The sequence below is a fragment of the Exiguobacterium sp. U13-1 genome (assembly GCF_001750115.1).
GTDB lineage: Bacteria > Bacillota > Bacilli > Exiguobacteriales > Exiguobacteriaceae > Exiguobacterium_A > Exiguobacterium_A acetylicum.
The window spans coordinates 2,671,028-2,684,000 of the sequence record NZ_CP015731.1 but is presented as its reverse complement, the minus strand read 5'-3'; the positions used below and the strand labels follow the sequence as shown (position 1 = coordinate 2,684,000).

The following is a 12,973-nucleotide window of genomic DNA, read 5'->3' as shown; positions in this document are numbered from 1 at the left end:
AGCCACTTTTTTTAAAGGAGCGAACAGCATGAGGACGCGAGAAGATGTATTGGATTGGTTATCGAGCTTACTAGCATTCGGCGTCAAACCAGGTCTTGAACGGATGCAGGCGATGTTACTGGAATTACAGATTGACCCGGATGCGATTCCAACGATTCATGTCGCCGGTACGAACGGAAAAGGATCGACGGTCGCGTTCTTACGTGAGATGGGGATTGCAGAAGGGTTACGAATCGGAACGTTCACGTCGCCATATATCATTCAGTTCGAGGAGCGGATCATGTTGAACGGAGTCCCGATTGCAGAAGATGATCTCGTCACAGCTGCGATTGCCGTTCAAGCGGCCATCGGGCACATCGATCCAGCACTTGGTACAGTCACTGAGTTCGAGGCATTGACGGGACTTGCCTTCTATTATTTTGATCAGATTCGTCCCGATTTCGTCATCTATGAAGTCGGACTCGGTGGGTTGTATGATTCGACGAACGTCTTCAAGAAGCCGGTCGCAGCGATCATCACGTCGATCGGGCACGATCACCAAGCGATTCTCGGAGATACGCTCCAAGAGATCGCTTTACAGAAGTTCGGCATCATCAAACAAGGGACGCCGGTCATTGCCGGGAAACTGCAGGAAGAGTTGACGGTGCCGTTAATGGCGTATTGCGGGGATCGAAATGCGACGTTGAAATGGAGTCAGGAAGCGATCATTCGTTACCGCTTAAAAGAGACGGGGACCTGGGCGACATATGATGGGATTCCGGAGACCCGCTTAGGTCTCGAAGGTCATCATCAAGTCCATAATGCGGCAAATGCCGTCATCTGTGCGCGACGACTCGGATGGTCGAAAGCGGCGATCCGAAAAGGATTACGGGAAGCAAAACATCCGGGACGGTTTGAGATCATCTCGCGCAAACCACGAATCATTCTCGATGGTGCACATAATCCGGAAGGCATCACGGCACTTGTTGAACGGTTAAAGGAAGAATCAAAACCCGTGACGTTGCTCTGTTCGATTTTGCGTGACAAAGACCGGACGGCGATGCTTACGCAGTTACGTAGCATTACACCGGATATTTATGAAACGACATTTGATTTTCCACGAGCGCGGACACTCGATGAGTTAAAGCAAGAAGGCGCCAATGTAACGACGGTCGAAGCGTTCTTCGATCAATTAGAGATAGACCGGACATACGTCGTGACGGGATCACTCTATTTCATTAGTGAAGTACGTCATTATTACGCTTCTATTTTTACAAAATAGGGAAAATTCGTATTCTCTCGTTATAATGAAATGGGGGAGTATAGTCCCATATTTCAATGATACGATGAGGAGACGATAAATGATGAAACAGTGGGTCCGTCTAGCCTTAGCCATCTTACTGATTTTTTCGAGTTTTACGTATATACATGAGCCACATTCCAAAGCGGCAACCGGTGAAAAGTTTAAGGTTTTAGAGATTCGTGATGAATGGTCGACAATAAATCGAATTAATCCGAAAACGAATATCACTTCGCTATTGACTGGACTTGATTCAGTGCGTTTTGACGTTAAAAAGATGACAGTCAAGGAACTTAACGCCTCGCGTTTCCCGTTAGATGGAGCGTTTGATGCGATTGTTTTTGATCCATCAATCAATAGTAATGATCAAGAGAAATATTCAATTAAATTATCTGAGTTTGATAAAAAAAATCATAATACAAGTAAAATCGAAAATGATATTACACGACTAAAAAGTAATGAAATCCTAAATGCGTATGTCCGAAAAGGGTTACCAGTGTATTTGCATAAAGATGTTTTCACGCATGACCAAAGTAATTTCTCGAAGGTCTTGAAAAACTACGTATCGACGCAAGCAACTGTTTCTTACGAAAATATTAATGATGTCATTAACTCATTGAAGCAAAAAATTAATATCCGCCCCCGTATTTCGAGTGTGACAGTAAAACAAGATGGAAGCACATTGGCGACCATCAGCTCAATCGCTGTACCGAATCGACCAATTGAGTTTAGTTATGTACTTGATCAGTCTACGATTGATACAACAGCAACGCTTTATATCGATTTTGACAGTAACGATCAGTTTGATGAATCAGAAAAAGTCGATGAATTATCAGCAGTAGCTAATGGAAAACTTACCTATACATTTGACGTTCCGAGTTACACTGGACCAAGACAATGGATGGTTCGAGTCACCAAAAGTAATGGATTGACGGATTACAAGACAGGTAGCTTTTTAATGAAAGACCAGTTAGCTGAAGCGAAAGTACTACAAGTTCTTGGAACGAGTTTGAAAGGTTCTCTTTTGACGGATTTAACTGGAGAGAATCTAAGTAAAAGTGATTTTTATAATTTCAAATTAGATGTTATAGATTCAGCAAAATTTTCGAGCGAAGCGATTTTGAAAGATTTAAATACTTCATATGACATGTTGATCTTTGGATTTCAAGATACGTATGGCACAGCTAGTCTTACTAGTTCGGCTTTCGATAAAATTAAATCATTTACGAATACTGGCCAAGGTTTAATGTTGACACACGATACTATCTTTAGATCGAAAGTAACGAATTCTCCAACACGTTGGGAATCAGACTATGCTGCAACGTCAGGTCAAACCTACTATACGAACATGGGATTTGGCGCACCTAAAAGATCCACAAAAGCTATTCGTCAAAATGAAGGACAAATGACATCGTATCCATTTGCTTTAGACAATGAGATTTCGATTGCACAAACACATAATCAGTACTTTGCTCTTGACTTAGAGCAACCAGATCTAATCCCTTGGTATAACATTAAAGAAACAGAAACAAGTACAGATACTGGTAGAACGGTAGGAGATGCTCGAAATCACTACTACATGTACACTAAAGGAAATATAACTTATTCAGGTGCTGGACATACTTCTTCTTTTCCTGATGTAGGGGAGCGGAACTTATTTACGAATACAATGTATCGTGCCTTCACCGGTGCTAATCATAAACCTTTAATCAAAAACGTTCTACCATCTGATAAATCAAGTTATCTTGAAAATGAGCCTCTGGCAATCTCATATCAAGTAAACGACTATGATCTTCAAGATCGTGAGCTGAAAACAAGAATCTATATCGATGATGAAAAAGTCTTTGAAAACAATAAGTTGAAAAATAATTCTTTTGTCAGCCAATCTTTTGAATCGAAGCTCACAGGAAAAACGAGCGTAACGATTCGAATTGAAGCAGAAGATCAACGTGGTGCGAAGACGATTGAGACTAGGACTGTTCAAGTCGTTCGTCCAGCTGCCTCCGCCCCATTCGTCTTGTCACGCTCGATTGATCCGGCAACAATTCCGAAAGGGGAAACAGCGGACATCACGTATACGGTTAAGACTTCTCCAATGATGCAAAAAGATGCAATCGGGAATAATGGATATATCATGGGACAATTTTCAGTGACGATGGAAAACATCCTGTTCAATGAACAATTTCCTAGTAACCTTGAGATACTCTCAACGACGGGGCTGACAGGAACGAATATAACTGGTCAGACGATAAAAGGGAGACTACCGGATATCGAATACGATGAGGCGATCTCAGGTGTTCATAAGGGGGAATGGATTGCGAATCAATCGGAAGTCACGTTTACTGTCAAAGTACGTGCGAAAGATGCCGCAGGAGTCCATTTACTCGATAAAAAAGACAACACGTTGACATCAATAAAAAATATTTATCGTGATAAAAAGAATGGGAAAGATAAATCGACAACCGTCACAAATGATCCACAAGCTTTTCCGACGATTGGTTATGCACTGACACCATCCTTTGCGACCAGTGCGAAGATTCCGTCCGTTAAGATGGATATCACGACACCATCTTATAAAGTCTTGCCAGAAATTAATCCTTCAGGCAGTCAATATGGCACGTTAAAATGGTCGATTGTGGATTCGGAAATCGCATCGATTGATGAGGCTGGTGTCATCAAACCGAAAAAAGTCGGAACGACACAGATTAAACTCGTTGTTCCAGTCGGAAACGGTAAAGAGTTGACAGCGACTTCAGAACTCGTCATCAATGATGTATTTGGAGGACTAACCGTTCAAAATATACCGGAGACATTATATGTTGGAGAGACAAAATCAATGTTAGGAATTGCTTCGATGGTATCAGGACGAAACACACCGATTCAATGGATTATAACGAACGATTCTCGTGTGACGACGAATGGCTTAACTAAAAATACGTTGGAGCTGACAGGAAAGACGCCAGGAACGGTCACGGTCAAAGCGGTCGTCCCTGCGACAGCTGGAAGCTCTACTTATCTTGCACAGTCGCCAGAGTACACGATTCAAGTCAAGTTGCCAGAATTATCCGTCTCGCCAAGTAATCTTGAACTGTGGGTCGGATCGAACCAAGATGTGACAGCGATATTTAAACCGAACTATCCATTACCATTTACGACTTCGACTGTTAGTAATGCAATTGAATTGAAACAGACGGCATCGGGTTATACGATCACAGGTAAATCCGGCACACCAAACGGACCGGTCGAAGCGCTACTTACATTGACAGATTTCCCAGATACAGTAGCGAAGACGCTCGTACGGGTACGTGAGAATCCACTTAATCTGACAGCCGATGATATCGCGATGACGATGAAAGATGATAAGAAATCACCGATTCTGCGCTGGTTCCCAGTGACGACGACGGAACGCTTCTATCGGTTGGAAGTGCTTCAGGGTAAGGAATACGTCAAAATTGATCCAACAGGACAAGCGCTACAACCACTTCGTCCAGGTGTGGCACGTATCAAGGTAACGGCATTAAAAGAAAACAAAGATGTGCTCGAAGTCATGAAAGACAATCAAAAAACACCACTAACGACGACATTCAAGGTGACGATCGGTTCTGAATCAGGTACGTCAGACTTGGATGGAGATGTTTATTAAGAAGTGGGGATGCTATATATGAAACGCAGACGAATCATTGTCGTACTCTTGATTTTAATCATTATTGGAATCGGGGGAGCGGCGTACGTTATAAAAGCGAATCAACAAGCAGCATTGGAACAAGGACTGCGTTCAGAAAAACCAGGACGACTTGCGAACGCATTAAAAGACGCTTCTTTATCAACAAAGGAGAAAAATCGTTACATTCGTCAATTCCAGGAAACACTCGCTTTTGACAAAGCAAAACTCCTTCTTGATGAGCAGACCGTAAAAAATAAAGCGAACTGGTTTTATGCGGCGCAATTTGCGCCGCGGAGTACAGTCTCAGCATGGTTGGCGAAAGGTGCAAAAATTAGTCGACTGAATGCACAAGGTCAGTCAGTTCTTCATGTTGCGACGAGTGTAAATCGATCGATTGATGCGTATGCTCTTTTGATAAAAGAAGCGTCTAAAAAAGAGCTCAATCGGATGGATGACTTTGGGCATACACCACTCTTTTATGCGACACTGGATCAAAATGAGGCAGCGATTGAACTGTTGTTAGAAGCAGGAGCTGATTCGAATCGTGGGAAAGAGAAACCGGTCTATGAAACGGTCAAACAAAATCGAAAAGATTTGTACGCCATGTTAGAACAGAGCGGAGCAACGGTAGAAAGCAAAAAGGTGAAAAAGCTCGCTAAGAAATACCGAGCAACAAAATTCTAGAAAAAAGAGTCATTCGCCTGAGACGAATGACTCTTTTTTATGTGTGTTACGGTTGAACGCGCTTTGGTGTTTCGACATACAATTGAACTGCTCGATTGAGTGGAAGTAATGCGGTTGGATTTTTTAATACCGTCGCATCATACGCCATGCGTAGACGGGATGCTTCAAAGTCAGATGATTTGTTAGCGACCATCAGTTTTTCGAGTTCTCTTACGTTTGCAGGAAACGCATTTTCTGGTAAATCCAATTTTCCACGATAGGCGTTGACTTCTAGATTACCCTTCGTAAAAATGCCACCGCGTACATTCATCGTCGAACCTACAGAGTAAATCGTATTTTTTTGATTGTCATCACTATATAGAAAGGCATTTAAATCAGGTGTAGTCGTTTGAGGCGTCGAAAATTTATTGACGCGGTTAATAACGAGATTTCCTTTACTGAGTAAAATCAATGTATTTTGTTTAGCTGTTGAAGTCAGCCCTTGAATGTTTGCGTCATCCAGGCGACTCGTCCCGGTCGCATAAATCGTCGTTGCAAACCCAACATTTCCTCGAATCAGTAAGTTGCCAAGAACGATGAGAGGACGCTTGATTTCAAGCGGTTGGGTCAAAGGGTTCAAAGAAGAAATCGTTAAATTCCCGTTAATGATTAAAGGTTCGAGTGTTTCCTGAACAAGATCATCTGTCAACGTCACGGTATTACCTGTGTTTAATGCTGGACTAATCATTTGTCGCTTCGTATCAAGTTCTGTTAAAAAAGGTCCTGTTAGTATAGACTGCGGAATCGAGGAATTTTTTAATGTAGACGCGACTTGTGTAAGAGGCGTATTCACCGGTAGTTTCAGAAAATCGTTCAACGCATAATCGAAATCGAACGGAACGAGTGTTTCTTTCGTTGATACTAATTCTGTCTCACCTTTAGGATCAAAAATCGTTTTATCACACACAAGGTAATCTCCGCACTTCAGTAATGGCTGATTCTTCTCTTGAAAAACGCGTACCTGACCTGCGATATAAGGAAGTGCTTTTGTATTAGTGAAGATTCCATCCTCGTCGTTGTATTTAAATATCGGGGTCGCAGTTGCTTGCAGAGCGTTGCGGGAAAAAATATTACCTTCGATCAAGGGAGCGCCATTTAAGATGACTTGATCATCTGAACCTAACGTATAGTACAAAAAACTAGGAATCGCAGACAAATAAACACGTTGTCGATACGTTTTTTTGATTGCCGGCTGATCGCCTTTTTGTTTTGAAACTGTCGCTGTTAAATCAAGCGCTTTGACACGAACGTTCGATGCGGCTTCATTTAGCTTGACGGTCACGTTCGGAACGATTGTTTTTAAAGGTAAGACGATAGAACTGTCGAGATTCTCAAACAATGCTTGAGAAGAAGTCGTTGGTGAAGTCCCGGTCGTCTTTGAAACAATGTTTTGGAGGGAGGCGACTGCTAAATCAAGATCATTTTGTGTCGTCGTCTCGACATCGATATCCGTCTCGCGGATTTCGGTTAGGCGAGTTGACTGTAAACTGATGCCAATCGTCGCAACAGCGAGAACGGACAGGACGGTTAAAGTCACAAGAACGAAAAGTAATGTATAGCCTTGTTCGGATTTACGCATACCGTGTTCCTTTCTGAGTTAAAATCCAATCGTACTCGTGAAGGTCTGGACTTCTTCTTGATCTGTCGATTGAATCGTAGTTGTAATCGTTAAAATCCCGTGAATGACATAGCGCCCCGGATATGTTCCTGATGTAATGGTTTGATACTCGGGACTCGATAACTTAAAAGTTTGAAGTAATTCCGTTTGGTCGTCGATCGACTGTGGTGTCGATTCGTACGTTAGTTCGGTGCTGTCTAAAGTTTGTTCTGCGAACGTATAACGAACTGGTGTCACTTCCTTCTCTGAAGAAGATGCTTCTTCTGTTGCGTTAAAAGGTTCAAATCCACTGGCGCGTTCAAGTAGACCGGTGTCGGCGTTTAAGACAGGAAGTGTTCTTTTATAAAACGATAGCTGTTTTGCTTCATCGATTCGGATTGCATCAAATCCACCGATTTCATTTAATATGATACCGACGCGGCTATCAGCTTCACTACGCAGTTCACTGATGATTCCTGTTGCCCGAAAGCTTTTCGTACCAGAGATGAATACCGTCAGGATGACAGCACTGAAAATCGAGGCGATGACGATGGCGACGAGTAGTTCGACGAGCGAGAAGCCGTCATTTTGTTGTCGGAAAACTTTGATTGAGCGTCGCATTCGTAATCGATCCTTTCAATGATGTAATCGGTTCAGTTGTTCCTTCTATGTAAACGAATACATGGAGGTCCAGAAGATTCGGATTAACGACTCCTTCGAGTTTCCGAGGAGTCACACTGTATTTGACTTCAAAGGCAATATTATTGATTTCAGGATTAGTAAAGATTGATGAGCAAATAGCCGATAGTTCACAAGAAGGAGACGTAGGCTCTGGAATGACATATTTTCCATTCAGATAAGTAGCTTTGTCTGCCTGTGTAGATAGAGAACTGAAGGCGAAGGGTTCATCACTTGTCGCTTCTAAAGCTTCTCGCTTGATATAAGAGGTTGCGTTTTTTGCCAAATAATTCGCAAACGTCAACTCTGTACTGTCGCGTGAGGCAGCTAGTGACTGAGAAAAAATGCTGATCAGAGAGACCGATATGATAGATAAGATCGTAATACTGACTAATACTTCGATTAGCGAAAAACCGCCTTGCTCGCGTTGCATGGATTCACCTCTACTTCATGATAGATGAGGATGAAAGATCCTAAATGATTTTCTAGAAAATCAAAAACAGCACCTATTCACAGATCATGAAAGGATTTGTCAGGATAGGACTTATGTTTCATCATAATATTCATTATAATGGAAATACTAGGCACCTGAAATGATTAAATTCATACAGAAAGGAAACAGATGATGATTAATCCGAAGCGTTTTGTTATACATACACTTTTACTCCTTGTACTAATAGCTCTGATTTACGTACCATCGTTTGCCTTGATTTCCTTTACCGGTAAAGCAACGGCACCGACGACGTTTTCTGAGACGGCACGGATTGGATCGGTTCCAGTCAGTGGCATGGATCGAAAGGAAGCACAATCGAAAGTTGAGAAAGCGATTACGGAGTGGACGAAGAAAGCGCCGCTGACGACTGGAACGGGAGAAGAGACGACACCGATTCCAACAGAAGTCGTGACGATCAACGCCGCTGATTCTGTCAAAAAAGCTTCTTTGAAAAAAGGCGGAGACTTGATGGTGACGGTAGATGAAGCGTCGCTTGAGAATTTTCTAGCGACGCAGCCAATCAGTTACTCGGATGAGCAACTCGTTACCTTTAAGACATGGTTAATCGATACGAGCAAAACGTTACAGGAAGGAAACTTTGATCCTGCTCAATCGGATGCTGCAGTCGATCCAACAGGTGAGGTCGTTTCAACGGTTTCGTTCTCGACGCGTTCTGCTGCTGAAGAACAGATGATCACAGCAATGATGAATGTGGAAATCAAGCCGGGACAATTGATGAATGTCAAGACGTACGGTATGGATGCAGTCGCGGGATCGTATGTCGGTAGCAAGTTATACGAATTGTTTGCAAAAACGCCATTTGAAATCGTCGAACGGATGCCGCATGCGGCATTACCAGACGGCGTCACACTGGGATACGATGTCAAAATTGACGAAAAAACAGATTTTGCCGTTCGTAATACACAAGCATCCATCTATCGTGTCATTGCGACCCAAAACGGAAGCGATGTCACGCTTGAATTGCGAGGCACACCGTTCAAAGAAACGGTCACGACCGTCCTTGAAGGCGAAAAAATGATTCCATTCCGGACGATCACACGTTATTCTGCAACGCTCACGGCAGGAACGACGAGTGATACACAAGCGGGAGAAGAAGGGAAATCGATTGAAGTCTATCGCGTGACGAAGACGGCTCAAGGGGAGAAGAAGCAGTTATTGTCTCTTGATTTCTACAGCGCCATCCCGGCAATCGTCACAAAGAGTAGTCAAGAAGAACAAGCACCTGTCGTCGTACCTGAACCGGAAGACGACACGAACTCCGATGATTCGACAGATACGAATGATTCCAATGATTCAACGGATACAAATAATGACCAAACAACGGATGAGCCGCAGACAGATGGCGTCGAGACGCCAGATACACCAACGTCTCCGACAAGTCCGACGACACCCGACACACCAGATAGTAATGAAACGGGTGATCCTGCTTCACCAGTAGAAGGTGAAACAACAGGGGAACCTGTTGGATAAGAAGGAGGAAAAAAGATGAACTGGACGACGATAGCAATTGAACTCGGTATCATTATCGGTCTAGCGACGATCATCTGTGGTCTGATGTTTGCGGTGACGATTCCTTACGTGACGACCGTGACGACGAAAGCGATTTTATCCGTTGCGGCAATTTTGATCGTAACGTTGATCTACTTCAGCATCCAGCTCGACTGGATTACGAACCCACTCGTCCTCGTCGGAATTGTCGTCCTATGTCTGTTGACGGCAGCAGTGACGAGTGTAATGGATGAAAAACATCAAAAACCGGATGTGTTAGAGGAAGAAGAAACATGGCACGCGGAAGGATGACACGTTAAATGGCAATGAAACGAAAACGTTTAGGGGAAATGTTGATCGAAGAAAGCCTCGTGACGGAGCAACAAGTCGAAGAGGCGTTGACGGTTAAACGATCGACCGAAAAACTCGGGGATGCACTCCTTCGACTTGGTCACTTGACGGAACAACAATTACTAGAGGCGCTACATCACCAATTGAAGATTCCGATCATCCAGCTGTACAACTATCCAGTTGACGTCGCTGTCACGAAACTGATTTCAAAAGACCTCGCACAGCGACATACGCTCGTCCCGGTCTACCGGGAAGGAAATCGTCTATTCATCGCCATGGCGGATCCGATGGATTTGATCGCGATCGATGATTTGCGGATGCAGACCGGTCTATCAATCGATGTCGGAATCGCGACGCGTGACGAAATCAGACGAACGATTCTGAAATACTACGACATTGATTCGTCGTTACGGGAGCTACTCGAATCCGATGACATGATGGAGTCGGATCAATCCCGTGATGTCGTGACACGCGAAGATGCACCCATCATCCGGCTCGTCAATCAAATTTTAGAGAACGCGATTGCCCAGCGTGCATCAGATATTCATATGGATCCACAGGAAACGTCGATGACGATCCGAATCCGGATTGATGGAGAATTACGAACGGAGAACAACTATCCGAAACAGATCCAAAGCATTCTGACGACCCGGATCAAGGTCATGAGTGAACTAGATATCACCGAGTCACGCTTGCCACAGGATGGACGGATTAAATATGTCTTTAACGGATTACCATATGATTTCCGTGTCTCGACCTTGCCGACCGTTTACGGTGAAAAGGTCGTTATCCGGATTCTTGACAGCTCGAACTCGAACATCTCGATTTCAAAAATCGGTTTTAGTTCGCGGAATGAAGCACAGTTCCGGGAGATGTTGAAGCGTCCGAACGGGATTATCTTGATTACTGGTCCGACCGGTTCCGGGAAATCGTCGACGTTGTATGCCGCCTTAAATGAGTTGAATGACGAGTCGCGCAACATCATCACTGTCGAAGATCCAGTCGAGTACCAGGTCGATGGGATCAACCAGGTTCAAGTCAATGCGAAGATTGGTTTGACGTTTGCGAGTGGTCTTCGCTCGATCCTTCGTCAGGATCCGAACGTCGTCATGGTCGGGGAGATTCGAGATATTGAGACGGCTGAGATTTCGATTCGTGCCTCGCTGACAGGACACTTGGTTCTTTCGACTTTGCACACGAACTCTGCCGTTAGTTCGATTACGCGATTGATCGACATGGGAGTGGAACCGTTCCTCGTAGCTGCTTCTGTCAGTGGATTGATTGCACAACGACTCGTTCGCCGTGTTTGTCGTGATTGTGGCGAAGTCCATCCGATTTCAAAACGAGAGCAAGAGTTATTTGATCAAGAGAGAATTGAAGCGACAACGGTCATGCGTGGACGTGGTTGCTCGTCTTGTAATATGACGGGGTACCGCGGACGGGTTGCGATTCAAGAGGTCATCATGGTCGACGAAGTGTTACGTCGGATGATCATGAACCAATCGACGGAAAGTGATATCACAGCGTATGTCAAGGAACAAGGTCAACGGTTCCTGCTTGCAGATGGTCTAACCAAAGTCGCAGATGGGATTACGACGACAGAAGAGATTTTACGGACGGTGATTTCAGAATGAACAGTACGATCGAACGGGCACAAATCGAAGATATTTTACGTTCGTCGAAAGAGCGAGGCGCATCCGATGTTCACTTGACGGCGGGATCACCGCCCGTCTTTCGGATCAACGGAACGTTGACACCGTTTGGAACAGAAAAGATGAAACCGATCATCATTGATGGATTTGTTCAGTCGTTGATCACGGAAGAAATGTATCAACAGCTGAAGCAGGACCGGGATATCGATTTTTCGTTCGGTGTGACCGGTGTCGCCCGGTACCGGGTCAACTGTTTTTACCAACGGGGCGCTTTGTCGATGGCGTTTCGAACGATTCCTACCGAGGTGCCAACGCTTGAGCAATTAGCGTTGCCGCCTGTCTTAAAGCGATTCTTAACGAAACCACACGGCTTGATTCTCGTGACGGGTCCGACGGGTTCCGGAAAATCGACGACGCTTGCAGCGATGATCAATGAAATTAATCAGACGATGTATAAACGGATCATTACGCTGGAGGATCCGATTGAGTACTTACATAGTCATCATAAAAGTCTTATTGATCAGCGGGAAATCGGGATTGATGCGCCGCGCTTTGCGACTGGATTACGGTCAGCGCTCCGTCAAGATCCGGATGTCATTTTGCTTGGAGAGATGCGAGACCTTGAAACGATCGCGACCGCCGTGACAGCAGCAGAAACTGGTCACCTCGTCTTTGCAACGGTCCATACGTCGACGGCTGCCTCGACAGTCAGCCGGATCATCGATGTTTTCCCGTCAGAGCAACAAGATCAGATTCGGGCTCAACTCGCAAACGTTCTTGCGGGTGTCGTCTCGCAACGCCTGATGCCGCGTTCGGATGGAACTGGACGCGTCGCAGCCCTTGAAATCATGGTCGATACACCAGCTGTCTCGAACTTGATTCGGACCGGTAAGGAATATCAGATTCAATCCGTCCTGCAGACGGGTAAACAATACGGCATGCAGACGATGCAGATGGCATTGCAGGATCTCGTCAGTCGGGGATTGATTCCGGCTTCTGCTGCATCACCGTACATATCGGGGTGAAC

General features: G+C 44.5%; 10 protein-coding genes. 7 read left to right on the top strand and 3 right to left on the bottom strand.

The window, feature by feature from the left end; all coding sequences use genetic code 11:
* Positions 1–28 precede the first annotated feature (28 nt).
* From ESP131_RS14000 to ESP131_RS13990, 3 genes are all read left to right on the top strand, one after another.
* Positions 29–1,261: a bifunctional folylpolyglutamate synthase/dihydrofolate synthase gene (locus ESP131_RS14000; protein ID WP_029342274.1), complete on the top strand. Its 1,233-nt coding sequence runs from the start codon at positions 29–31 to the stop codon at positions 1,259–1,261.
* 79 nt (positions 1,262–1,340) lie between these two features.
* A complete protein-coding gene (locus ESP131_RS13995) occupies positions 1,341–4,922 on the top strand; it encodes a GEVED domain-containing protein (protein ID WP_231925642.1) in 3,582 nt (1,193 codons plus the stop codon).
* Between the two features lie 18 nt (positions 4,923–4,940).
* On the top strand, positions 4,941–5,627 hold the full coding sequence (locus tag ESP131_RS13990; RefSeq protein WP_069940874.1) for an ankyrin repeat domain-containing protein: 687 nt from the start codon (positions 4,941–4,943) through the stop codon (positions 5,625–5,627).
* 46 nt (positions 5,628–5,673) lie between these two features.
* On the opposite strand, the gene ESP131_RS13985 is transcribed toward ESP131_RS13990, so the two are convergent.
* The 3 genes from ESP131_RS13985 to ESP131_RS13975 are packed head-to-tail and all read right to left on the bottom strand — an operon-like array spanning position 5,674 to position 8,374.
* A complete protein-coding gene (locus ESP131_RS13985; RefSeq protein WP_029342272.1) occupies positions 5,674–7,245 on the bottom strand; it encodes a type IV pilus modification PilV family protein in 1,572 nt (523 codons plus the stop codon).
* 18 nt (positions 7,246–7,263) lie between these two features.
* On the bottom strand, positions 7,264–7,884 hold the full coding sequence (locus ESP131_RS13980) for a prepilin-type N-terminal cleavage/methylation domain-containing protein (protein WP_029342271.1): 621 nt from the start codon (positions 7,882–7,884) through the stop codon (positions 7,264–7,266).
* Complete coding sequence (locus ESP131_RS13975; protein ID WP_029342270.1) at positions 7,847–8,374, bottom strand: prepilin-type N-terminal cleavage/methylation domain-containing protein; 528 nt, start codon at positions 8,372–8,374, stop codon at positions 7,847–7,849. Before ESP131_RS13975 ends, ESP131_RS13980 begins: the two co-directional genes overlap by 38 nt.
* Positions 8,375–8,728: 354 nt before the next feature.
* Here ESP131_RS13975 and ESP131_RS13970 point away from each other — a divergent pair, with 354 nt between their 5' ends.
* The 4 genes from ESP131_RS13970 to ESP131_RS13955 are packed head-to-tail and all read left to right on the top strand — an operon-like array spanning position 8,729 to position 12,971.
* The gene (locus ESP131_RS13970; protein ID WP_231925640.1) at positions 8,729–9,925 is read left to right on the top strand and encodes a G5 domain-containing protein; all 1,197 of its coding nucleotides are present in this window, start codon (positions 8,729–8,731) and stop codon (positions 9,923–9,925) included.
* 15 nt (positions 9,926–9,940) lie between these two features.
* Positions 9,941–10,255 carry a hypothetical protein gene (locus ESP131_RS13965; protein ID WP_029342268.1) on the top strand — a complete coding sequence of 105 codons (315 nt, stop codon included), beginning with the start codon at positions 9,941–9,943 and terminating at the stop codon, positions 10,253–10,255.
* A gap of 8 nt (positions 10,256–10,263) precedes the next feature.
* Positions 10,264–11,928 (top strand): GspE/PulE family protein, encoded by a 1,665-nt coding sequence (locus ESP131_RS13960; RefSeq protein ID WP_047393614.1) that lies wholly within the window; start codon positions 10,264–10,266, stop codon positions 11,926–11,928.
* Entirely contained in the window at positions 11,925–12,971 is a 1,047-nt protein-coding gene (locus ESP131_RS13955; RefSeq protein WP_029342266.1) for a type IV pilus twitching motility protein PilT, read from the top strand. Before ESP131_RS13960 ends, ESP131_RS13955 begins: the two co-directional genes overlap by 4 nt.
* Positions 12,972–12,973 lie beyond the last annotated feature (2 nt).